This is a genomic window from Actinomadura rudentiformis, from assembly GCF_008923185.1.
GTDB lineage: Bacteria > Actinomycetota > Actinomycetes > Streptosporangiales > Streptosporangiaceae > Spirillospora > Spirillospora rudentiformis.
Map to the genome: position 1 here is coordinate 226130 of NZ_WBMT01000020.1, position 23592 is coordinate 249721.

Genomic DNA, 23592 nt, shown 5'->3' on the forward strand with positions numbered 1-23592 from the left:
GTCTCGTCTGCACCTGTCTCGTCCCGGGCGGTCGTCATCCGCCTGGATCGCGGTACGTTACGTTCGACTGAATCAGATTCGGTTTTAGGAAAGGGAGTCCGGGATGCGCATCGGTATGCCGCTCAGCTACTCAGGCGGCTTCAAGGAGGCCGCCGACGAGCTGGCCGACTTCGAGAAGGCCGGTCTCGACATCGTCTATGTGGCCGAGGCGTACAGCTTCGACGGCGTGAGCCAGATGGGCTACATCGCGGCCAAGACCGAGCGCATGCAGATCGCCTCGGGCATCCTCAACATCTACTCCCGGACCCCGACCGTGCTGGCGATGACCGCGGCCGGCCTGGACTACGTGAGCGACGGCCGCTTCACCCTGGGCATCGGCGCGTCCGGTCCGCAGGTGATCGAGGGCTTCCACGGCGTGCCGTACCGGGCGCCGGTCGGCCGCCAGCGCGAGGTCGTCGAGATCTGCCGCAAGGTCTGGCGCCGCGAGCGGCTCCAGTACGACGGCAAGTACTACACGCTGCCGCTCCCGGCCGAGAAGGGCACCGGGCTCGGCAAGCCGCTCAAGCTGATCAACCACCCGGTGCGGGCCGACATCCCCATCGAGATCGCCGCGATCGGCCCCAAGAACGTCGAGCTGACCGCCGAGATCGCCAACGGCTGGCAGCCGATCTTCTACCTGCCGGAGAAGGCCGCCGACGTCTGGGGCCCCTCGCTGGCGGCGGGCCGGGCCAAGCGCGACGCCGCGCTCGGCGAGCTGGACATCGTCGGCCAGGCCCCGCTGGCCATCGGCGACGACGTGCAGGGCTTCCTGGAGTTCGGCCGCCCGATGGCCGCCCTCTACATCGGCGGCATGGGCGCCAAGGGCAAGAACTTCTACAACGACCTCTGCCGCCGCTACGGCTGGGAGAAGGAGGCGGAGGAGATCCAGGACCTTTACCTGGACGGCAAGAAGGACGAGGCCGCCGCCAAGGTCCCGTACGAGCTGCTGGAGAAGATGTCCCTCATCGGCTCCGAGGGGCACGTGCGCGAGCGTCTGGCCGCGATGAAGGAGTCCGGCATCACCACGCTGAACGTCACCCCGGTCGCCGGCGACCACAAGGCCCGTCTCGCCCTGATCGAGAAGGTCAAGGAGATGGCCGCCGGACTCTAGGGCGCGCCCGGCCCGGGATGGCGCCGCGTGGCGGCATGCCCCCTCGGCACGCCGCCACGCGAACCTTCAGAGGAGAGCTCCCCCTCAGAAGCTCTCCTCGGGAAGGAGCGGGGTCTCCGATTTCGTCCCTTGATCGCGGACTCAGAGGACGGCCGCGACCTCCTTGGCGACGCGTTCGCCCGAACGGACCGCGCCGTCCATGTAGCCGGTCCAGAAACCGGACGTCTCGGTGCCCGCCCAGTGCACGAGCCCGCAGGGCGTCCGGAGCGCCGCGCCGAAGTCGGTGAGCACGCCGGGCGGGGCGATGCCGGTGGGGCCGCCGCCGCTCCAGGTCTCGTTGTCCCAGCGCTGCATGGCCGTCCGCACCGGGTTCTTGGCCTTGTCGCCGAACAGCTTGACGAACGACTCCATCCCGGCGGCCTTCACCTGCTCGGGCGAGGCCGCGTCCAGACGCCGGATGTTGGTCTGGTTGATGAAGCCCATCAGGATGCCGCGCGACCCGTCGGCCGGGCTGTTGTCGAACGTCGCGTCGATGGCGCCGCTGTCGGCCACCGACTGCCCGGTCAGCCCGTCCGCCCGCCAGAACGGCGTGTCGTACACCGCGACGAACTTGGCGATCGAGCCCATCGGGTAGCGCTGCATGAGCTGCAACCGGCTCGCGGGCAGCGTCGGCGTGAAGTCGATCTGCCCCGCGACGGCGGGCGACATCGCGACGATCACGCGCTTGGCGGCCACCGTGACCCCGTCGGCCGTGACCGTGACCCCGTTGCCGGAGGTCACGATGCTCCGCACCGGGGCGTTGTAGCGGACGCGGTCGCCGAGCTTGGCCGCCAGCCGGATCGGCACCTGCTCCGAGCCGCCCACGAACCGCGTCTCCTGCGCGCCGTTCTTGGTGTTGATCAGCCGGTCCACGTTGCCGGGGTTGGACTCGTTCCCGGCCGAGGCGATGTAGTTCAGCACGTACAGCAGGGACACGTCGCGCGAGCGCACCGACAGGGTCGAGCTGATGAACGCGTCCATCAGGAAGCGCGCGCCGCTGCTGAGCGAGTTGGACCGCGACCAGGTGTAGAACGTCTGGCTGTCCCACTCCTCCGCCTTGGGCGCCTTCCACGGCTCGCCCACCGGAATCTCCTTGGCCATGTTGCCGAGGGAGACAAGGGCGAGCTGCAGGTCGACGACGCCCCAGTCCGGCGGCACCGAGCCGAGGATGCCGTCGGTGGCGTAGAGCGAGCGCTTGCCGTTGCGGTAGTAGACGTTCTTGCCCGTGTTGTACGTGGCGAAGGTCTCGACGCCCATGTCCTTGGTGAGGGCGGCGATGCGGTCCTGGGTGGGCCCGATGAACTCGGCACCGCCCTCGCTGGTCGTGCCGTCGCCGAGCGGCAGGCCGTACACGCGCCCGCCCGGCCGCTCCCTGGCCTCCAGCACGATCACCGACCGGCCGGCGGCGACCAGGTCGCGGGCCGCGGTGAGCCCGGCCAGCCCCGCCCCGACGATGACCACGTCGGCGCTGACGGCAGCGGCGGCGGCACGGGCGGAGGAGGCGGGGAGTGCGGACATCGCGGCGCCCGCGGCCGCGGTGAGTGCACCGGTGCCGAGCAGTCTTCTGCGGCTTACTCCGGTCACAGGGGGGTCCTCCTCAGGGGGAAGGCCGGGGGAGCGCCGGCCGCGTGGGATCGATCACTCGAGGCGTCAACGTAGGGCAGGCATGCGCCGTGGACAAGAGGAAGACGAGTATGTTTCACGTTCTGTGATCAACTAGAGTCCTGACCATGGGGGAGCTCCATGAGACAAGGCGCGGGCGGCTCACCGGACTACTGACCGCGAACGACATCGACGCCATGCTGGTCACCCGGCTGGTCAATGTCCGCTACCTGACCGGCCTGGCCAGTTCGAACGCGGCGCTGCTCGTCCGCACCGACGGTCCGGCGGTGCTCGCCACCGACGCGCGCTACGCGGGCACGGCCACCGCAGAGTGCCCTGACGTGGAGCTCGTCGTCGAGCGGCATACCGCGAAGGTTCTCACCACGCTGGCCGCCGACGAGGGCGTGCGCCGCCTGGGCTTCGAGGCGCACGACGTCACCGTGGAGAAGCACACCGAGCTGGTCGCCCTGGAGCGGGGGATCCGGCTGCCGCCGGTGAGCAGGCCGGTCGAGGGGCTCCGGAAGGTCAAGGACGAGGCGGAGCTGGCGCTGCTGCGCGAGGCGTGCGCGATCACCGACCGGGCGTTCGAGCGCGTCCTGCCGATGGTCCGGCCCGGCGTGACCGAACGGCAGATCGCCATCGCGCTGGAGCGCCAGATGGTCGACTTCGGGGCGGAGGCGCCCGCGTTCGACTCGATCGTCGCGTCCGGGCCGAACGGCGCGGTCCCGCACCACCGCCCGGGCGACCGCGAGATCGAGACCGGCGATCTGGTGACGATGGACTTCGGCGCCCGCTATGGCGGCTACCACGCCGACATGACCCGTACCGTCGCCGTCGGCAGGGTCGCCGACTGGCAGCGCGACGTGTACGAGCTGGTCAAGCGGGCCCAGCAGGCCGCCGTCGACGCGGCCCGGCCCGGCGCCGAGACCAAGGCCGTCGACGCGGTCGCACGCGATCTGATCGCGGCGGCCGGGCACGGCGGCGACTTCCCGCACGGCCTCGGCCACGGCGTCGGCCTGGAGATCCATGAGGCTCCGCTCATGGGATACGACAAGACCGGTAAGCTGATGGATCGAGTTCCCGTCACCGCCGAACCCGGGGTCTATCTCGCGGGCCGGGGCGGAGTCCGGATCGAGGACACGCTGGTGGTCCGCGCGGACGGGCCGGAGCTCCTCACCAAGACGACCAAGGAACTGCTCGTACTCTGATCCACACCGGATCCACCCGGGCGGGACCGCTACCAGGAGACACACGTGGCGACGACGAACGACCTGAAGAACGGCATGACGCTGAGGATCGACAACCAGCTCTGGACCGTTCTGGAGTTCCAGCACGTCAAGCCCGGCAAGGGACCGGCCTTCGTCCGTACCAAGATCAAGAACGTGCTCTCCGGCAAGATCATCGACAAGACGTTCAACGCCGGGACCAAGGTCGAGGTCGCCAGCGTCGACAAGCGGGAGATGCAGTACCTCTACCGCGAGGGCGAGGACTTCGTCTTCATGGACACCGAGACCTACGACCAGCCGCACATCCCGGCCGCGGTCGTGGGCGACGCCGCCGACTACCTGCTGCCCGAGGGCAACGCGGTGATCGCGTTCAACAACGAGAACCCGCTCTACGTCGAGCTGCCCGCCGCCGTGGTCCTGGAGATCACCGAGACCGAGCCGGGCCTGCAGGGCGACCGCTCCACCGGCGGCAGCAAGCCCGCCACGCTGGAGACCGGCGCGCAGATCCAGGTGCCGCTCTTCATCACCACCGGCGAGAAGGTCAAGGTCGACACCCGCTCCGGCGAGTACCTCGGCCGCGGCTGAGATGAGCGCACGTACCAAAGCACGCAAGCTCGCCTTGGACATCCTGTTCGCGGCCGAGCTCCGCGAGGAGCGGCCGACCGAGGTGCTCTCCCTGCGCGGCCGGCCCAACCAGGACGAGCTGGCCGAGTACGACCACGCCGTCCGGCTGATCGAGGGCGTGCAGGAGCACCAGGAGCGCATCGACGAGCTGATCGCCACCTACGCCACCGGCTGGACGCTGGAGCGCATGCCGGTGGTCGACCGCAACATCCTGCGGATGGGCGCGTTCGAGCTGCTCTGGGTGGACGACGTCCCCGACGGCGTCGCCGTCAGCGAGGCGGTCGGGCTGGCGACCGAGCTGTCCACCGACGAGTCGCCGAGGTTCGTCAACGGCCTGCTGTCGCGTTTGCAGCAGCTCAAGCCTTCGCTGACGTTGTAGCGCGGACGCTGTGGCGCAATAGGCTGGGGCGGATGACGGACGTGAAGGGGGCAGCCGTGGCGGCCCAGGAGAAGCCGGCCGAGCGCAGCGAGCCGTCTGACGGGCGGCGGGTGGGGGCTGTGGGAAGGCCTCCGGAGCGCAGCGAGCCCCGGGGCACGGGAAGGCGTCCTCGCGGGAGCAGCAGGGTGCGGAACGCGGTCCTGTGGGACGCGCTGAGCACCGTCCTGGACCGCATCGCACCCGAGGGCCCCAGCGACGTGGTCGACGTGGGCGGCGGCACCGGAGGATTCGCCGTGCCGCTCGCCGAGCTGGGCCACCGGGTCACGGTGGTCGACGCCAACCCCGACGCGCTGGCCGCCCTGGAACGCCGTGCCGCCGAGGCGGGCGTCACCGTCAAGGCGGTGCAGGGCGACGCGGTCGACCTCCTCGACCTGCTCGGTCCCGACGCCGCCGACCTCGTCCTCTGCCACAGCGTCCTGGAGTACGTGGACGACCCCGCCGCCGCCGTCCGGGCCCTCACCGCGACGCTGCGCCCCGGCGGCTCGGCCAGCGTGCTGGTCGCCGGGCAGGTGGCCGCGGCCCTGCACCGCGCCGTCGCCGGGCATTTCGACGACGCCCGCCACGTCCTCACCGACCCCGACGGGCGCTGGGGTGACCACGACCGGGTGCCCCGGCGCTTCACCCGCGCCACGCTCTCCGACCTCGTCGCCGCGTCCGGGCTGACCGTCGGCGAGCTGCACGGCGTGCGGATCTTCGCGGACCTGGTCCCGGACGGCCTCATCGACGCCGAGACCACCGGGCGCGGGCACGGAGGCGAGGCCGGCGCCGCCGACGCCCTGATGGCCCTGGAGTCGGTCGCGGCGGTCCACCCGATCCTGCGCGAGCTCGCCACCCAGCTGCATCTGCTCGCCCATAAATGAGCCGCAAACAGCAGCTGCACCGGCCGGGACCGCAGCCGGGGCCGCCGGCCGACGACACCGGTTGCTCGATCCTGCACGTCGACATGGACGCGTTCTTCGTCAGCGTCGAGCTGCTCGACCGGCCGGAGCTCCGCGGCCACCCGGTGATCGTCGGCGGCGCCGGTCCCCGCGGCGTGGTCGCGGCGGCCTCCTATGAGGCCCGCCGATTCGGCGTCCACTCCGCCATGCCGATGACCCGCGCCCGCCGCCTCTGTCCCCGGGCGGTGGTCCTGCCTCCCGACCACGCCAAGTACAGCCGTGTCTCCGCGGCCGTCTTCGAGATCTTCCAGAGCATCACGCCGCTGGTCGAAGGCCTCTCGCTTGACGAGGCATTCCTGGACGTCGCCGGGGCGCTGCGGCGTCTGGGCCGGCCCGCAGCGATCGCACAGCAGATCCGCGATGAGGTCCGTGCGCAACAGGGCATCACGTGTTCCGTGGGTGTGGCGAGCACGAAGTTCGTCGCCAAGCTGGCCTCCACGCACTGCAAGCCCGACGGCCTGCTGGTGATTCCCGCCGCCGGGGTCCAGGAGTTCCTCCATCCCCTCCCCGTGGCGGCCCTCTGGGGCGTCGGAGAGCGCACGGAGGAGAGCCTGCTACGTCTGGGGCTCCGTACCGTGGGACAGCTCGCCCAGGTGCCTCTCCCGACGCTCCAGCGCGAACTGGGCAACGCGCTGGGCAGTCACCTGCACGAGCTCTCCTGGGGCCGGGACCCGCGCGAGGTCGTCCCGGACACCCGTGACAAGAGCATCGGTGCCGAGGAGACGTTCGACACCGACATCGACGATCCTGAGATCATCAACCGCGAGCTGCTCCGCCTCGCCGAGAAGGTCGGCGCGCGTCTCCGCGCCTCCGGAAACTCTGGCCGGACGGTAAGCGTCAAACTACGCATGGCGGATTTCAAGACGATCACCCGCTCCCGGACGCTGCGCGAGCCCACCGATCTCGCTCGTGTGATCTACATCACAGCCCGCGAGCTCTTCGAGGCGGCGGGGCTCGAACGGGTACGACTCCGACTGGTGGGTGTCCGGGTTGAGAACCTCGGCCCCGCTGACCAGGCCCCCCGCCAGTTGGCCCTCGACGAGCCGGAGACCGGCTGGCGAGAGGCCGAGCGCGTGGTGGACCAGGTGGCGCACCGGTTCGGAAGCGGAACGGTCCGCCCTGCCGCTCTGGTCCGTCCTGTGGAGCAGGGAGACGCTGGTGACACTGGTGACGGTAGGCGATGATTGAGGGCGGTGAGATGACCGGCATGTGGTCCTCGGTTGGCCGTTTGCTTTCGTACGCTTGTCGGGGCTCGTATTCTGGGCATATCACCGTTGAGGTTCCCGTCCTGCATCGGATACCCCGTCGCGGGGCTGTCGTTGGGAGGCGCCGTGCCGCTCTCTGAGCACGAGCAACGCATGCTCGAACAGATCGAGCAGGCGTTGTACGCCGAGGATCCGAAGTTCGCTCACGCGGTCCGCTCGACCAACCCCCAGGTGCACTACAAGCGCCGGATCGTCAAGGCCGCCCTCGGCTTCGTGGTGGGCGTCTGCGCGCTGATGGCGGGCCTGGTCGTCAATGCGGGCCCGGTCACCATCGGGATCAGTGTGACCGGCTTCGTCCTCATGGTGGTCTGCTGCGTCTGGGCTCTGTCCAGTTGGAAGCGGATGACCGGGGTCGGCACCGAAACGGAACGGGACACCCAGTCCCGCCCCGCCAAGTCCGGCTTCATGGACCGAATGGAAGAGCGCTGGCGCAAGCGGACCGAGGGCGAATAACCCTCGCTCGAGGCTGACCAGGCGGCCGCATCCCAGCGGCCGCCGGCCTCGTGCTCCACTGCGCGCAATGACCCCTGCGCGCAACACCCGCGCACGAACACCTCACGCGCACGAACAGCCCACGCGTGAGAACACCCACAGTCATGTCACTCGCCCGGCGCTCTCTTCAGCGCCGGGCGAGTCGGTTTGACGGGCTATTTGTTCCGGGGCCAGCGGAAGGCGGCGTTCAGGCGCCCGGCTGCCTCCATGGCGCGGGTACCGGCATCGCGGAACTCGGACATGGTGGAGGGCGGCAGGAAACGGGCTCGCAGGCGGGCCCGGCGGCCCACGGCGGCCGACATGGCGGTCCGCACGGTGCGCACGTCGGCGCGCAGGTCGGCGGCGGGAGGGCGGGAACGGGCGTACCGGGCCACCTCTTCGGCGCGGGCGATCCGGCTCAGGGCCTGGGAAGCCGGTGGATCGAGCTCCAGCAACTCGCCCAGGCGGCGGGCGGCGGCACGGGGACTGTCGCTTTGGCGCCAGCTGAGGCCGTGGTCCAGGGCGTCGGCGTGGACCTCACGCCAGGCGGCATGGGCGGCGGCGCCCGACGGCGGACCCGTCGTGGAGGGGAGCGGCGCGGCGGCCACGGCTGACCATCGGCGGCGCCGGGTCAGCAGGCGCGCGGCCATGGGAGCCGCCAGCAGCAGGATCACCAGTAGGCCGCCGGCCAGCCAGCCGACGGGGATCGGGAGCCCGCTCGACTGCTCATCTTCGGCGCCCACGTCGGCACCGCCGTCCTCGGGACGGCTGTTGGGCCCCGTGGTGGGGTTGGGGCTCTGTGTGACCGAGGAGGAGGACTCCGGATCGGGGGCCTCGGTGGGCTCCTCGGTGGGCTGCTCGGCCAGCTGCTGGGTGTAGGGCGGGGTGGCGGCGGTGCCCTGGCCGCCGGCGCCCGCGGGGGTCGGCTCGAAGCGCACCCAGCCGGCGCCTTCGAAGTAGAGCTCGGGCCAGGCGTGGGCGTCCTTGGAACGGACCTCCCACTCGCCCTGGCCGACCTGGGTGCCCGCGGTGTAGCCGATGGCCACGCGTGCCGGGATGTTCAGGATGCGGGCCATCACGGCCATGGAGGCGGCGAACTGCTCGCAGTAGCCGCGCTTGCTGTTCAGCAGGAAGTCCGCCAGGTCGTTGGGGGACGAGGGCGACGGCGGGTTGAGGTCATAGGTGAAGCCGCCGGTCTCGGTGAACCAGCGCTGCAGCCGCACGGCCTGCTCGTAGGCAGTGGGGGCGCCCTGGGTCACCTCCTCCGCGAGCTTCCGGACCTGCGGCGGAATGGAGTTGGGCAACTTGGTGTAGGGGGTCACGATCTCCGACGGGTACCTGCCGCTCTGGGCCAGCTGTGCGGAGGTCGGCTGGGTGCGCAGGCTGGAGACGGTGTACGAGCGGCCGCTCGCCGAGTCGCGCAGCGAGTAGATCATCAGCGACTGCGGATGCGCCCGCCAGTCACCCTTGATCGAGACCCGGTTCGGCGCGTAGGGCGCGGGAAGGAAGTCGACCTTCTTCACCGCGCGCCGGACCTTGATCTGCGTGTTGACCCGGCGGAACCGGGCGGTCGACAGGCCGGGCGGGGTGGGCAGATCACGGTCGGACACCCGGTCCCGGGAGGAGCTCGGCAGCGCGGTGTAGGTCCAGCGGTCGCCCTCGAACTTGTCGAGCGCGTACATCCGCAGATAGTCAGGCCGTTCGGTGTCGTCGGTCCGGTAGGTGAGGATCACCGCGTCGCTGTTCGGGCCGTTCAGGTCGCGCTTGAGCTGCGCGAGCGGCTCGACCGTCGTGACGGTCTGGGAGCCGCCGCCCCCGCTGCCGCCCATGCCGAACAGGCCGCGCGGGTGGATGCCGGGGATGAACGTCGGGAGCAGGACGGCGACCGCCACGGCGGCGACGCCAATGCGGCGGCCGCTGGCCGCCATGCCGCTGGAGTCGGGACGCTCGACCGGCTGTTCGGCCGTGCTCTCCGACCAGCGGCGGGTGAAGACCGCGCGGCCCCAGCCGCCGACCTGCTCGCGCGCGTCGGCCATCAGCAACATCAGGAAACCGAGGGCGCCGAGGCCGAACGCGATCCAGCTGACGCTGTCCTCGCGTACCGCGGCGGGCACGCTGTACATCGCGAGGAGCGGGAGCCCGGCGGGCGCGGACCGGCGCAACCGGACCGCAAGGAGGTCGACCGCGACGGCGACGAGGCCGATGCCCGTCGCGGCCAGCAGCTCGATGCCCGGAACGAGGGGGACCGGGGCCGCGTACTGGTTGGCCGCGTTCCAGCCGTCGCCCATGAGCTCGCCGAGCCGCCGGAGCGACCCGGGTGTGGGGACGAGGCCCAGCAAAGCCTGCTCGGATGCGAACCGCGCGTTCAGATAGAGGTGCAGCGCGCCCAGCCCGCCGAGCGCGCCGAGCAACGAGGGCGCCCGCAGGCGCCTCATCAGCAGCCCGGCGCCCGCGACCACGATGACCGCGCCCAGCCCGGACCAGAACCACGTGCCGCTGGCGAACAGCGGGTAGAGCCCCACCGAGCTGGCCAGCGTGGCCAGCGCCGCCATGACCGTCATCTTGACCCTCATACCGTCCTCCAGCCCCCACCCGCCACCTAATAAGGAGACGCTTCGCGTCCGTCTTCTTGCTCCAGCCCCCACCCGCCACCTAATAAGGAGACGCTTCGCGTCCGTCTTCTTGCTCCAGCCCCCACCCGCCACCTAGTAAGGAGACGCTTCGCGTCCGTCTTTTTGCTCCAGCCCCCGCCCGCCGTTCCTGGCGAGATCCTCGTTGGCCTGGTCGGCCAGCGCCCACGCGCCGGCGAGATCGGTCGCGGACCGTACGGTCACGACTCGCCAGCCTGCCGCGCGCAGCAGCCGTGCCGCCGACCTGCCCGTGGAATCCCTGTCCGTGGTCTCCGTGTCCGCGGTGTCGTCGACGAGGATGGCGACGCAGGTGGCGGTGCCGCGCCGGACGGCCGCGACGGTGCGGGCCTCCTCGGTGTCCAGCGTGCCGAAGACCGCGACGATCAGCCCGTCGCCCTCACGGCCGTGGCCCATCGTGCCGCGCAGGGCGGCCAGGCCGGGCGTCAGCGAACGGCCGTCGGACGGCCGCACGACGGCCAGCGCGTCCAGAAGCGTCCCTTCGAAGACGCCCTCGAACGCCACCGAGTGCGGCAGCGCCTCGCCGCCGTCGGTCACGAACCGCAGGCCCATCCCGGCCCGGCCGAGGTGCACGCCCACCGACGCGGTGACCGACACCGCCTGCTCGAACGAGGCGCCGGGCCCGTCGCCGCGGTGCGCGATCCGCCGGGTGTCGAGGAAGAGCGCGCCGCTGCTCTGCCAGTGCTGCTCCTCGCGCCGCACCATGAGCTCGCCGCGCCGCGCGGTGGACCGCCAGTGCACCCGCCGCAGGTCGTCGCCGTGCCGGTACTCGCGCGGCGCCACGTCGTCCTCGCCCGCGCTGGAGACCGTGCGGGCGAGGCTGTCGCCGCCGCCGGTCCAGGCGCCCGTCAGCCGCCCCGGCGGGAGCGGCACGATCGTCGGGGTGACCGTCAGCGTGTCCGCCAGGCTGAACGAGCGGACCAGCTCCACCATGCCGAACGGGTCGGCCAGCCGCACGATCAGCGGCCCGACTCGGTAGCGCCCGCGCACGTCGGAGCGGATCCGGTACGTCAGCTCCCGGACGCCGTGCGGCTCGATCCGGTCGAGCACGAACCGGGCCCGCCCGCCGAGCGTGTACGGGACCTGGTCCTCCACCAGCAGCAGCCCGCTGGGCAGGCGCGACACGTTCTCCATCCGCAGGTCGACCCTGGCCTCGTGGCCGACGGGCAGGCGGGACGGGTCGAGGCGGCGCGCGCAGGCCAGCCGGTAGCGGGTCCGCGACACCGCCAGCGTGCACAGCAGCGGCAGCGCCAGGACGAGCACTCCGGCGCGCAGCAGGTCGCGCTCACCCAGGACGAAGGCGCACACGATGGCGGTGGCCCCCGCGGCCACGAAGGACCGCCCTCGGGTGGTCAGTCCGGCCAGCGCTCTTCTCAACGTTCACTTCCCGATGGAGGTGCGAGTTCGCCAGGCTGTTCTCATAGCGGCTCATGGCGGGCTCATGGCGGCTTTTCACTTGCGGGGGGACGGCACCGGCAGGCGGTTGACCAGCTCGGCCACCACCTGTTCGGGACGGCGGCGCTCCACCTGGGCCTCCGCGGTCGGCAGCAGCCGGTGGGCGAGGACCGGGACGGCGAGGTCCTGGATGTCGTCGGGCAGCACGTAGTCGCGGTCGTCGAGCGCCGCGTACGCCCGCGCCGCCCGGACGAGGTGCAGCGTGGCCCGCGGCGAGGCGCCCAGCCGCAGCTCGGGGTGCTTGCGCGTGGCGCTGACCAGCTCGATCGCGTACTGCTTGACCGCCGGCGCGACGTGCTGGTGCCGGACCACATTGATGATGTCGCGGACGTCGTTGGCGTGCGCGACCGGGGACAGCCGCTCCAGGGGCGCGCTCTGCCCGTGCACGTCCAGCATCTCCAGCTCCGCCGTCGGGTCGGGGTAGCCCATCGAGATGCGGGCGGTGAAACGGTCGCGCTGCGCCTCCGGTAGCGGGTAGGTGCCCTCCATCTCCACCGGGTTCTGGGTGGCGATCACCATGAACGGCTGCTCGAGGGAGTAGGTCGTGCCGTCGACGGTGACCTGGCGCTCCTCCATGCACTCCAGCAACGCGGACTGCGTCTTGGGGGAGGCGCGGTTGATCTCGTCGCCGACCACGATGTGCGCGAAGACCGGGCCCGGCTTGAACTCGAACTCGCGCCGCTCCTGGTTGTAGGCGCTGACCCCCGTGATGTCGCTGGGCAACAGGTCAGGGGTGAACTGCACGCGCCGCACCGAGCAGTCGATGGACCGCGCGAGCGCCTTCGCGAGCATCGTCTTGCCGACGCCCGGCACGTCCTCGATCAGCAGGTGCCCCTCCGCCAGCAGCACCGTCAGCGCCAGGCGCACCACACCCGGTTTGCCCTCGATGACCGACTCGATCGCGTCCCGGATCTTGGTGGCGACCTGCGCCAGCCCGTCGAGTCCGTGTCCTGGCCCGCCCTGCGGTTGCCGACCGGGTGAGCCCGGGGGGTCTGTCTCTATGTACGACTCGCCGTGCGTGCCTACTGCCACCAACAACCCTCCTCAGCCGAACGGCCGTACGTGAACGACAGTACGTCGTCAAGCCGTTCGCCGCGATGTTCTCTCAATCCGGCGCCCCAGCCTGGTGTTCATGTGGGACGTGTGTGTCCATTGTGCTCCACCTGGATCTCTGTCACAGCCTCCTAGGCCACTCCACTTCGCTCCACCACGCTCCTGGAAGCGGCCTCGCGGCGCGCGTGGCAGCGCTTTCCGGGGTGATCGCCGCCCCCGCCACGCGACTGTGCCCGCCAGGCGCCCCACTCCGCACCACCCTCGCTGACCTGCAGATTCGCGGGAGATTCCGCCGCGCGAGGGGTGTTTACTCAGTTGACGGTGGGGCAGAGTGGAGTAGAGTGGGGCGCCGTGGGGGGCAGTAGCGCCCTACGCGGCGCGGGAGGTGGGGCCGATGTTCCTCGGCACCCATTCACCGCGCCTCGACGACAAGGGACGGCTGTTCCTGCCGGCGAAGTACCGCGAGGAGCTGTCGGGGGGATTGGTGATCACGAAGGGCCAGGAACGCTGCCTGTACGTCTTCCCCATGGCGGAGTTCCAGCGCATCACCGAGGCCTTGCGTGCCGCACCGGTCACCGAGAAGGCCGTACGCGCCTACAGCCGCGTCTTCTTCGCCAGCGCCTCCGACGAGATCCCGGACAAGCAGGGCCGCATCACCATCCCGCCGCCATTGCGCACGTACGCGGGGCTGACGCGCGACTGCACCGTCATCGGGGCCAACACACGGCTGGAGATCTGGGACACCCAGGCCTGGGAGACCTACCTGGAGCAGGAGGAGCAAGCCTTCTCCGAGATCTCGGGGGAGGTGTTGCCCGGGGTCCTCTGACATTCGACTCGTCGGTCCGATGACCGGCATGGCCCACGTTCGGCCAGGTCTCCAGCCGCTCTCCAGTCAGCTGGCGCAGCTTCCCCGGTGCCAGACGGCGACCCCCCGCGGTCACGCGGTGAAACTTCCTCAGGGCAGCGGATGGGGACCTGGCCGGGCGAGGCCGCCGGGGGACGCGCGACAAGCCCGCCGAGAGTGCACGCCGCGACAGGCGCGCGAAGGGGGAGGCGGGCGACGCGGGGCCGGCGATGCCACACAGTCCGCGAGCGAGGTGGCAGCACAAGGGGGTGAAGCATGGACGTGGGAGACCACGCGGCCGACGCCGGTCACGTACCGGTCATGCTCGACCGCGTTCTGGAGCTTCTCGCGCCCGCGCTGCAGGTCAGCGGCAGGGCGCCGATCTACGTCGACGGCACCCTCGGCATGGGGGGCCACGCCGAGGCCATGCTCGCGGCCCACCCCGGGCTCCGCCTCATCGGCCTGGACCGGGACACCACCGCGCTGGAGCGTTCGGGCAAGCGCCTGGAACGATTCGGCGACCGCGTGACCCTCGTCCACGCCGTCTACGACGAGCTGCCGGAGGTCCTCGGCAGGCTGGGCGTGCCCGTGGTGGACGCCGTCCTGTTCGACCTCGGGGTCTCGTCCCCGCAACTGGACGAGGCCGACCGCGGCTTCGCCTATTCCTATGACGCCCCGCTCGACATGCGGATGGACCGCACGCAGAGCCTCACGGCGGCCGAGGTGGTCAACGGCTACCCGCCGGCGGAGCTCGCCCGCATCCTGCGCGAGTACGGGGAGGAACGGTTCGCCCAGCGCATCGCCGCCGCCATCGTGCGCGAGCGTGAGAAGGCGCCGCTCGACTCGACCCGCCGCCTCGCCGACCTCGTGCGCACGTCCATTCCGGCCGCGACCCGCCGCACCGGCGGCAACCCGGCCAAGCGCACCTTCCAGGCGCTGCGCATCGAGGTGAACGGCGAGCTCGACACCTGGCGGCGGGCCCTGCCGGCCGCCCTCGGCGCGTTGCCGGTCGGCGGCCGGATCGTCGTGCTCAGCTACCACTCGCTCGAGGACCGCATCACCAAGCAGATCCTCGCCGCGAACGCCGCCGACACGACCCCGCCGGACCTGCCGGTGCCGCTGCCCGAGCACCAGCCGCGCTTCCGGCTGCTGACGCGCGGCGCCGAGCTGCCGTCCGACGAGGAGACCACGACCAACCCACGGGCCGGGTCGGTGCGCATGCGCGCCGCGGAACGGGTCCGGGAGGCGACATGACCACGACGAGCACACGCGGGCCGGGCGCCGGCGGCACGACCAGGTCCCGTACCGGCAAGCGCAAGCCCGCCGCGGCGGCCCGGCCCGAGCCGGACCAGGACGCCAAGAACGCGGCGAAGACAGCGGCGAAGACCGCGACCAAGACGGCCTCAAAGCCCGCGTCGAAGCCTGCGGCAAAGCCCGCGTCGAAGGCCGCGGCCAAGACGGCCTCGAAGGCCCGTCCGGCGGCGGTCCGCCAGGCCGCCCCGCCGCGCACGCCGTTCGTGCTGCTCATCGTCGGGCTGATGGGCGGCGCGCTGGTCAGCCTCCTGCTGCTCAACACCGTGCTCGCCGAAGACTCGTTCCGCCTGACCGAGCTGCAGAGGAACAACAAGCTGCTCGACCAGCAGCGCCAGGCGCTCGAACGGGAGATCGCCCGCGAGGAGTCGCCCGAACGGCTGCGGCAGAAGGCCGAGGCCCTCGGGATGGAGCTGCCGGAACGATCGAGCTACATCGATCCGATGACCGGCCAGGTGACCGAGGTCGGCGGCGCCGTCCGGCCGCTGCCCAACGCCGCCGCGGCGGCCGCGGCGGCCGCCGGAGCGGTCGGCGTGCCCGCCGTCGTCGTCCCCGGCCAGGGCGTGCCGACGGCGCCCGGCGGACGGTCCACGGCACCCGGCACCACCACACCGGGCGCCACCACACCGGGCGCCACGGCACCGCGTGACACCGGACCGGGCGCCACGCAGCAGACCCCCCGTACGGGGGCCGGTACGCCGTGATCGGACGGTACGAGCGGAGCGCAGAATGACACGGCCGGGACGCGGGACGGCGGGGCCGCCCCCGGGGCGTGGACGCGGTCCCCAAGGGCGCGGCCCCACGGGCGCCCCGGGCCGTGACGAAAAGAGCGGCCCGGGCGCGGCGCGCGCGTCCGGGCGTCAAACAGGTAACCCCCCGCGCCCGTCCACCCCGCCGCGGTCCGGCAAGGACCGTGGCGGGGCCCGGCGGACGGGCCGGGGCGGCACCGTGCCGCCCCAGCGCAAGGGCGGCACGGGCAAGCAGCCCGAAGGCAAGGCGACGGCCCCGGCGAAGACCGGCAAGCCCGCCCGTAAGGCCGAGAGCAAGGGCGGCGCCAAGCCCGCAGCCGGCCGGCGCACCCGCTCGGCGGGGTCGGGTTCGGGTGGCAGGCGCCCGCCACGGGGCCGGCCACAGCGCAGGCCACAGGGGCGCCCGCAGCGACCGCGCGTCCCCTTCCACCGCCGTGATCCGATCAAGCGCCTGAACGTGGGGCTGCTCGTCGTCGCGTTCGTGTTGTCGCTGTTCGCCGGGCGGCTCGTCCAGCTGCAGACGATCGAGTCGGGCAAATACACCGAGCTCGCCATGAAGCAGCGACTCCAGGACATCGTCCTGCCCGCCATCCGCGGCGACATCACCGACGCGCAGGGCAACCCCCTCGCGATGACGGTGGAGGCGCGCGCCATCTTCGCCGATCCGTACGTCATCAAGCCAGAGAAGCGGGCGGCGATCGTCGCCGCGATCTCGCCCATTCTCGGGCTGCCGCCGGCCGATGTGATGAGGGTCATCAGCAAGCCCAAGAGCCGGTTCGAATATCTGGCCCACGGCGTGCCGCCCGACAAGGCGCGGCTGGTGACGGCGCTGAAGTTCCTCGGCATCGGCACGCTGCCCGAATACCGCCGCGACTATCCCAACGACTCGCTGGCCGCCGACGTCATCGGATTCGTCAACCGCGCGGGCGACGGCGCCGCCGGTCTCGAATCCGCCATGAACAAGCAGCTCGCCGGGCGCAACGGGTCGCAGAAGATCGAGATCAGCCCGGACGGCCAGCACATCCCGATGGGCGAGGACCAGAAGCGGCCCTCCGTGCCCGGCCGGGGGCTCCGCCTGACGCTGCTGCGCGACCTGCAGGCCGAGGCGCAGCGGGCGATCGAGGCTCAGGTGAAGGCCACCCAGGCGCGCAACGGCAGCGTGATCGTGATGGATCCGCGCACCGGCCAGATCCTCGCGATGGCCTCGTCGCCGGGCTTCGACCCCAACAACTACACCAAGTCGCCGCCGTCGACGTGGGGCAATCCGATCGTGCAGGAGGCGTTCGAGCCCGGCAGCACCGGCAAGGTCATCACGGCCGCGGCGGCGATGGAGCACGGCGGGGTCCGGCCCGACACCGAGTTCGTCGTGCCCTACTCGATCCGCAGGTCTGACCGCGTCTTCCACGACTCCAGCAGGCACCCGACCGAGCGGCTGACCTTCGCGGGCGTGCTCGCCAAGTCGAGCAACGTCGGCACCATCATGGCCAGCGAGCGCATCACGCAGGACACGCTCTACCGCTACCTGCGCGCGTTCGGCTTCGGGGAGCCGACCCGCGTCGGCCTGCCCGCCGAGACCGCCGGCCAGCTCAGCCCGCCCAGCAAGTGGTCCGGCACCGACCGCTATCCGATCGCGTTCGGGCAGACGGTCTCGGTCAACGCCCTGCAGATGGCCAGCGTCTACGCCACCCTCGCCAACGGCGGCGTCCGGGTCGAGCCGCAGCTGATCGCGGGCACCCTCGGTGAGGACAAGTCCTTCACCGCCGCGCCGCCGCCCCAGCAGAAGCGGGTGATCAGCGCGGAGACCGCCCGGCAGATCAGGGACATGCTGGAGGGCGTCACGACCCCCGAAGGCACCGCGCCCAAGGCCAGGATCAACGGCTACCGCGTCGCGGGAAAGACCGGCACCGCCGAGATCGTCAACCCCAACTGCGGCTGCTACGCCGGGGGTGGCTACACCGCGTCCTTCGCCGGGTTCGCACCTGCCGACGACCCGCAGCTGGTCGTCCAGGTCGTCCTGCAGGCCCCGAAGCGGGGAAGCCACTATGGTGGCGATGTCGCGGCCCCCGTCTTCAAGGACGTGATGAGTTTCGCCCTGCAGACTCGCAAGATTCCGCCGACGGGGAGCAAAGCGCCGAGCATCAAGATCTACGCCCGCGACTGACCGCAGCGAGTACGCTCTCTCGCCGTGAGTCCAGCAATGCCGCCGTCTCCACTGCCACCGCCCGCTCAGAGCCCACGTACCGAAAGAAACGCCATGCGCCCGACGACCAACCCAGCCCGTCCGCTGTCCGGGCTGGCCGCGCTGCTGGGCGCCGGGACGGTCGTGGACCTGCTGACGGACCGGACCGCGGATCCGGCCACGACCGTGGTGACCGGCATCACCCACGACTCGCGGGCGGTGCTGCGCGGCGACCTGTACGTGGCGCTGCCCGGCGCCCGCGTGCACGGCGCGGAGTTCGCCGCCCAGGCGGCCGAGGCGGGCGCCGCCGCAGTCCTCACCGACGCCGCCGGACGTGACCGCGCGGCCCGGACGGGCCTGCCGGTGCTCGTGGTGGACCAGGTGCGGGCGCGGCTCGGCGACGCCGCCGCGTGGGTGTACGGCGACCCCGTCCAGGACCTGACGCTCATCGGGGTGACGGGGACCAGCGGCAAGACCACGACCGTCTACCTCCTCGAGGCCGGGTTGCGGGCGGCCGGAGTCGAGACCGGTGTGGTCGGGACCGTGGAGATGCGGATCGGCGACCGCAGGGTGCCCAGCGCGCTGACCACCCCCGAGGCGACCGACCTGCACGCGCTGTTCGCGATGATGCGCGAGCAGGGCGTCGGTGCCGCCGCCATGGAGGTCTCCAGCCACGCCCTGGAGCAGGGCCGCGTCGGCGGCGCCGCCTACGAGGTGGCGATCTTCACCAACCTCAGCCAGGACCACCTGGACTACCACCCGACGATGGAGGACTACTTCGCCGCCAAGGCGAGGCTGTTCACCCCGGCCTACAGCCGCATCGGCGTGGTCAACTTCGACGACCACTACGGCCGCAGGCTGGTCGACGAGGCCGCCGTGCCCGTGACCACGTTCTCGGCCACCGGCGACCCGGCGGCCGACTGGCGGGCCGACGACGTCCGCCTGGGCGCCGACGGCAGCGTCTTCCGGGTCGTGGGCCCGGGCGGCATCGAGGCCGACGCCACCGTCCAGCTCGCCGGGCCGTTCAACGTCGCCAACGCGCTCGCCGCGATCGTGGCACTGGTGGAGGCGGGCATCCCGCTGCAGACGGCGGTGACCGGAGTCGGCTCGCTCCCGGGCGTGCCGGGCCGCCTCGAACGGGTCGACGAGGGGCAGGACTTCGTCGCCCTCGTCGACTACTCCCACAAACCCGGCGCCGTCGAGGCGGTGCTGACCTCGCTGCGCCCGGTGACCGAGGGCCGCCTGATCATCGTGCTCGGCTGCGGCGGCGACCGTGACCGGGGCAAACGGCCGCTGATGGGCGAGGCCGCGGCGCGGCTCGCCGACATGGCCTATTTCACCGACGACAACCCCCGGTCCGAGGATTCCCTGGCCATCCTCGCCGCTATGGTCGAGGGCGGGCTCAGGGTGCCGCAGCCCCAGCGCGCGCACCTGGTCATGGAGCCCGACCGGAAGGCCGCCATCCGGCTGGCGGTCGGCCGGGCCAGGCGCGGCGACGTCGTGGTCGTCGCGGGCAAGGGCCACGAGCAGGGGCAGTACGTGGGCGGTGAGGTGTTCCCGTTCGACGACCGTGAGGTCGTCCGGGAGGCCCTGCGCGGCCTGAAGAATCTGAGAGGGGACGGGACGCAGGCGTGATTCCGCTTCCGCTGTCGACGATCGCGGAGCTGACCGGGGGGGTTCTCCACACGGAGCGGCCCGAGACCGTTGTCGGCGGTCCCGTCGTCATCGACTCGCGCGCGGTGGAGCCCGGTGCGCTGTTCGCCGCGTTCAAGGGCGAACGCGTGGACGGGCACGACTTCGCCGCCGCGGCGCTGGCCGCGGGCGCCGCCGGGGTGCTGGCGCAGCGCCCGTTCGGCGGGCCCGGCGAGCCCCGCGGCCCCGCCGTCATCGTCGACGACGTGCAGAAGGCCTTGGGCCTGCTCGCCAGGGGGGTCCTGGCCCGGCTGCCGGACACCACCGTCATCGGTGTGACCGGCTCGGCCGGCAAGACCTCCACCAAGGACCTGATCGCGCAGGTCGTGCGCCACGCCGGTGAGACGATCGCGCCGGTGGGCTCGTTCAACAACGAGATCGGGCTGCCGCTCACCGCGCTCCGCGCCGACGAGGGCACCCGGCATCTGGTGCTGGAGATGGGCGCCCGCGGCGTCGGCCACATCGCCTACCTCGCCCGTGTCGCCCGGCCCCGCATCGGCGTGGTGCTGAACGTGGGCACCGCGCACATCGGCGAGTTCGGCAGCCAGGAGATGGTGGCGCGCGCCAAGGGCGAGCTGGTCGAGGCCGTGCCCGCGGAGGGCACGGCCGTGCTCAACGCCGACGACCCGCTCGTGCGGGCCATGGCCGCCCGCACCCCCGCCAAGATCGTGCTGTTCGGCCGGGCGCCGGACGCGACCGTCCGGGCCGCCGACGAGTGGCTGGACGACGCCGGCCGCGCCCGCTTCTCCCTGGTCACACCCGAGGGCGCGGTGCCGGTCGCGTTGCGCCTGCACGGCGCTCACGCGGTCGCCAACGCGCTTGCCGCCGCCGCGGTGGCCCGGGAGACCGGCATGGAGCTGAACGCCGTCGCCGACGCGCTCGCGGCCGCCGAGCCGGCCAGCCGCTGGCGGATGGAGGTCAGCGAGAGCCCCGGCGGCGTCACGGTCGTCAACGACGCCTACAACGCCAACCCCGAGTCGATGCGCGCGGCGCTCGACACGCTCGGCCACATGGCGCGGGGCAGGCGCGCGTTCGCGGTGCTGGGCGAGATGGCGGAGCTGGGCGCCTCCTCTGTGGCAGAACATGCCAAGATCGGGCAGCATGTCGCGCGCAGTGGTTTGGCCGGCCTCATCGTCGTGGGCGCGGCCGCCGCGCCGATGGCCGACGGGGCCGCACAAGTGGGGTCATGGACGGGAGAGTGCGTACAGGTGGATGACGTCGGCGCGGCCCTGACCGCGCTCAGGGAGCGGCTCCGGCCGCGGGACGTCGTACTGGTGAAGGGCTCTCGCGTCGCCGGGATGGAACGGGTCGCGGCCGGTCTCCTCGAGGAGGACGGCGCATGATCCGCTCATGGTCGCGGCTGCGCCGCTCCGGGCCATGGCGCTTTGACGCCCTGTCTTCCCTCGTCGGTCGTTCCTCCCTCCTCAGTCCAGACAAGGCGGCGCCATGACCAACATCATCATCGCCGCCGGTGTGGCCCTGGTGTTCGTCATGGTCGGCACGCCGGTGTGGATCCGCATCGTCAACCGGCTGGGCTACGGGCAGATGATCCGCGAGGAGGGCCCCGAGGCCCACCTCAACAAGCGCGGCACGCCCACCATGGGCGGCACGGTGTTCATCGTCGGCTCGCTGGTCGGCTACTCCGCCGCGCACCTGGCCACCCGGCAGATCCCGACCGTCTCGGGCTTCCTGGTGCTCTTCCTGATGACCGGCCTCGGGCTGGTCGGCTTCGTCGACGACTACATCAAGGTGTTCAAGCAGCGCAGCCTGGGCCTGCGCAGCGGCGCCAAGATGGTCGGCATCGTGGTGGTCGGCGTCATCTTCGCGATCGCCTCCCTCAACTTCCCCAACGGGTACGACATCACCCCGGCCTCCCCGCACCTGTCGTTCCTGCGCGACTTCGGGCCCTCGATCGGCCCCTACCTCTTCGTGGTCTGGGCGCTGCTGCTGATCGCGGCGATGTCCAACGGCGTCAACCTCACCGACGGTCTGGACGGCCTGGCCGCCGGCCCGGCCGGGATGGTGCTCGCCGCGTACGTCATCATCGGCAACTGGCAGCTGCGCAACAGCTGTTACGACTACGGCCTCGCCCCCGGCTGCTACAGCGTCCGCGACCCGCTCGACCTCGCGGTCGTCGCGGCCGCGGTCCTCGGCGGGGTGTTCGGCTTCCTGTGGTGGAACGCCCCGCCCGCCAAGATCTTCATGGGCGACACCGGCTCGCTCGCCCTGGGCGGCGTGCTGGTCGGCCTGGCGATCCTCACCCACACCCAGTTCCTGCTGGCCATCCTGTGCGGTCTGATCGTGATGATCACCATGTCCGTGATCATCCAGGTCGGCAGTTTCAAGCTGACCGGCAAACGGGTATTCAAGATGGCACCCCTCCAGCACCACTTCGAGCTGTCAGGGTGGGCCGAGACCACGATCGTCGTCCGGTTCTGGCTGATGTCGGCGCTGTTCGTGGCGATCGGCCTCGGGCTGTTCTACCTGGAATGGATGCCCAAGCGGTGAGTTCCACCTGGAAGGGTCTGCGCGTCTGCGTCGCGGGCCTCGGCGTCTCGGGGCGGGCGGCCGCCCGCGTGCTCGCCGAACGCGGCGCGCGCGTGACGGTCGTCGAAGGCCGTGACGACGAGGCGCTCCGCGGTCACGCCGCCGAGCTGGCGGCGCGCGCCGACGCGTACGGATCGCCGGTCACCGTACGGCTCGGCGACGGCGAGACCCTTCCGGACGATATCGACCTCGTGGTCACCTCGCCGGGCTGGCGCCCGGACGTGCCGCTGCTGGCCGCGGCGGCGCGGGCCGGGATCGAGATCATCGGTGAGGTGGAGCTGGCCTGGCGGCTCCGCAGGGCGGACGCGGCGCCCTGGCTGGCGCTGACGGGCACCAACGGCAAGACCACGGCGGTGCGGATGCTCGCGTGCATCCTCGATGCCGCCGGTCACCGGACCCTCGCGGTCGGCAACGTCGGCACCCCCATCGTCGAGGCGGTGCTTGAGAAGAACGACGTCCTCGCCGTGGAGCTGTCGAGCTACCAGCTCCACTGGTCGAGCACCGTCGCGCCGTACGCCGCCGCCGTGCTGAACGTGGCGCCCGACCACCTCGACTGGCACGGCTCCCTGGAGGCCTACGCCGCCGACAAGGGCAAGATCTACGCGCCCGGGACCATCGCGGTGATCAACTCCGACGACCCCGTCTCCGTGCGGCTCGGCGGCGAGGGCGCCATCGGCTTCACGCTCGCCGTCCCGCAGCCCGGCCAGCTGGGCGTCGTCGAGGATCTGATCGTCGACCGGGCGCTGGTCCCCGACCCCGAGCACGAGGCCGTCGAGCTCGCCGCGCTGGCCGACGTCCGGCCGTTCGCGCCGCACAACGTCGCCAACGCGCTCGCCGCGGCCGCCCTGGCCCGCGCCTTCGGCGTCCCGCCCGAAGCCGTCCAGGCGGGACTGCGGGAGTTCGTGCCCGACCCGCACCGCATCGCCCATGTCGCCACGCTCGCGGGCGTGGACTACGTCGACGACTCCAAGGCGACCAATCCGCACGCCGCCGCGTCCTCGCTGACCGCCTGCCGGTCGGCCGTCTGGATCGCCGGGGGGCAGCTGAAGGGCGCCGACGTCGACGAGCTGGTGCGTTCCTGCGCCGACCGGCTGCGGGCCGTCGTGCTCCTCGGGGCCGACCGGGCACAAATCGCCACAGCACTCGCGCGACACGCGCCTGAGGTCCCGGTCGTCGACGTCCCCGACACCGACACTGGGGCGATGGACCGCGTCGTTAGTGAAGCCTCCGCCCTGGCACAGCCCGGGGACACCGTGCTCCTGGCCCCCGCCGGAGCCTCGTTCGACATGTTCACCAGTTACGGAGCGCGCGGCGACGCCTTCGCCGCCGCGGTACGGCGGCTGGCCGAGCGACGGTAGGG

At 71.8% G+C, this 23592-nt stretch carries 19 protein-coding genes; 15 read left to right on the forward strand and 4 right to left on the reverse strand.

Annotated features, from left to right (window positions below):
• Positions 1-103: 103 nt before the first annotated feature.
• Complete coding sequence (locus F8566_RS36710; RefSeq protein WP_151566492.1) at positions 104-1150, forward strand: LLM class F420-dependent oxidoreductase; 1047 nt, start codon at positions 104-106, stop codon at positions 1148-1150.
• Between the two features lie 141 nt (positions 1151-1291).
• On the opposite strand, the gene F8566_RS36715 is transcribed toward F8566_RS36710, so the two are convergent.
• On the reverse strand, positions 1292-2773 hold the full coding sequence (locus F8566_RS36715; protein WP_318836463.1) for a flavin monoamine oxidase family protein: 1482 nt from the start codon (positions 2771-2773) through the stop codon (positions 1292-1294).
• 146 nt (positions 2774-2919) lie between these two features.
• Here F8566_RS36715 and F8566_RS36720 point away from each other — a divergent pair, with 146 nt between their 5' ends.
• The 6 genes from F8566_RS36720 to F8566_RS36745 all read left to right on the forward strand — a co-directional run bounded on the left by F8566_RS36720 (position 2920) and on the right by F8566_RS36745 (position 7736).
• Positions 2920-3999: a M24 family metallopeptidase gene (locus tag F8566_RS36720; RefSeq protein WP_151566494.1), complete on the forward strand. Its 1080-nt coding sequence runs from the start codon at positions 2920-2922 to the stop codon at positions 3997-3999.
• A gap of 45 nt (positions 4000-4044) precedes the next feature.
• Positions 4045-4602: an elongation factor P gene (gene efp / locus F8566_RS36725; protein ID WP_151566496.1), complete on the forward strand. Its 558-nt coding sequence runs from the start codon at positions 4045-4047 to the stop codon at positions 4600-4602.
• A gap of 1 nt (position 4603) precedes the next feature.
• Positions 4604-5020, forward strand: coding sequence for a transcription antitermination factor NusB (gene nusB, locus F8566_RS36730; RefSeq protein WP_151566498.1), 417 nt, complete (start codon positions 4604-4606; stop codon positions 5018-5020).
• A gap of 32 nt (positions 5021-5052) precedes the next feature.
• Complete coding sequence (locus tag F8566_RS36735) at positions 5053-5940, forward strand: methyltransferase domain-containing protein (protein ID WP_151566500.1); 888 nt, start codon at positions 5053-5055, stop codon at positions 5938-5940.
• Positions 5937-7202 (forward strand): DNA polymerase IV, encoded by a 1266-nt coding sequence (locus F8566_RS36740; RefSeq protein WP_151566502.1) that lies wholly within the window; start codon positions 5937-5939, stop codon positions 7200-7202. The genes F8566_RS36735 and F8566_RS36740 overlap by 4 nt, the downstream gene beginning before the upstream one ends.
• Before the next feature lie 147 nt (positions 7203-7349).
• A complete protein-coding gene (locus F8566_RS36745; protein WP_151566504.1) occupies positions 7350-7736 on the forward strand; it encodes a DUF3040 domain-containing protein in 387 nt (128 codons plus the stop codon).
• Between the two features lie 194 nt (positions 7737-7930).
• Here F8566_RS36745 and F8566_RS36750 read toward each other — a convergent pair whose 3' ends face one another.
• From F8566_RS36750 to F8566_RS36760, 3 genes are all read right to left on the reverse strand, one after another.
• Entirely contained in the window at positions 7931-10327 is a 2397-nt protein-coding gene (locus F8566_RS36750) for a transglutaminase TgpA family protein (protein ID WP_225993832.1), read from the reverse strand.
• A gap of 132 nt (positions 10328-10459) precedes the next feature.
• Positions 10460-11779 carry a DUF58 domain-containing protein gene (locus tag F8566_RS36755; RefSeq protein ID WP_151566506.1) on the reverse strand — a complete coding sequence of 440 codons (1320 nt, stop codon included), beginning with the start codon at positions 11777-11779 and terminating at the stop codon, positions 10460-10462.
• Between the two features lie 75 nt (positions 11780-11854).
• Positions 11855-12889, reverse strand: coding sequence for an AAA family ATPase (locus F8566_RS36760; RefSeq protein ID WP_151566508.1), 1035 nt, complete (start codon positions 12887-12889; stop codon positions 11855-11857).
• Between the two features lie 415 nt (positions 12890-13304).
• Here F8566_RS36760 and mraZ point away from each other — a divergent pair, with 415 nt between their 5' ends.
• The 8 genes from mraZ (at position 13305) to murD (ending at position 23590) form a co-directional block, all read left to right on the forward strand.
• On the forward strand, positions 13305-13736 hold the full coding sequence (mraZ, locus tag F8566_RS36765; RefSeq protein ID WP_151566510.1) for a division/cell wall cluster transcriptional repressor MraZ: 432 nt from the start codon (positions 13305-13307) through the stop codon (positions 13734-13736).
• A gap of 294 nt (positions 13737-14030) precedes the next feature.
• Complete coding sequence (gene rsmH / locus F8566_RS36770; RefSeq protein WP_151566512.1) at positions 14031-15008, forward strand: 16S rRNA (cytosine(1402)-N(4))-methyltransferase RsmH; 978 nt, start codon at positions 14031-14033, stop codon at positions 15006-15008.
• Positions 15005-15769, forward strand: coding sequence for an FtsB/FtsL family cell division protein (locus F8566_RS36775; RefSeq protein WP_192810045.1), 765 nt, complete (start codon positions 15005-15007; stop codon positions 15767-15769). The genes rsmH and F8566_RS36775 overlap by 4 nt, the downstream gene beginning before the upstream one ends.
• Before the next feature lie 25 nt (positions 15770-15794).
• Complete coding sequence (locus tag F8566_RS36780; protein ID WP_151566514.1) at positions 15795-17975, forward strand: peptidoglycan D,D-transpeptidase FtsI family protein; 2181 nt, start codon at positions 15795-15797, stop codon at positions 17973-17975.
• 93 nt (positions 17976-18068) lie between these two features.
• Positions 18069-19628, forward strand: a complete 1560-nt coding sequence (locus tag F8566_RS36785) for a UDP-N-acetylmuramoyl-L-alanyl-D-glutamate--2,6-diaminopimelate ligase (protein ID WP_151566516.1) — start codon at positions 18069-18071, stop codon at positions 19626-19628.
• Positions 19625-21028 (forward strand): UDP-N-acetylmuramoyl-tripeptide--D-alanyl-D-alanine ligase, encoded by a 1404-nt coding sequence (locus F8566_RS36790; protein ID WP_151566518.1) that lies wholly within the window; start codon positions 19625-19627, stop codon positions 21026-21028. The genes F8566_RS36785 and F8566_RS36790 overlap by 4 nt, the downstream gene beginning before the upstream one ends.
• Before the next feature lie 103 nt (positions 21029-21131).
• Positions 21132-22193 carry a phospho-N-acetylmuramoyl-pentapeptide-transferase gene (gene mraY, locus F8566_RS36795; protein WP_151566520.1) on the forward strand — a complete coding sequence of 354 codons (1062 nt, stop codon included), beginning with the start codon at positions 21132-21134 and terminating at the stop codon, positions 22191-22193.
• Positions 22175-23590: a UDP-N-acetylmuramoyl-L-alanine--D-glutamate ligase gene (gene murD / locus F8566_RS36800; protein WP_151566522.1), complete on the forward strand. Its 1416-nt coding sequence runs from the start codon at positions 22175-22177 to the stop codon at positions 23588-23590. The genes mraY and murD overlap by 19 nt, the downstream gene beginning before the upstream one ends.
• Positions 23591-23592: the final 2 nt, after the last annotated feature.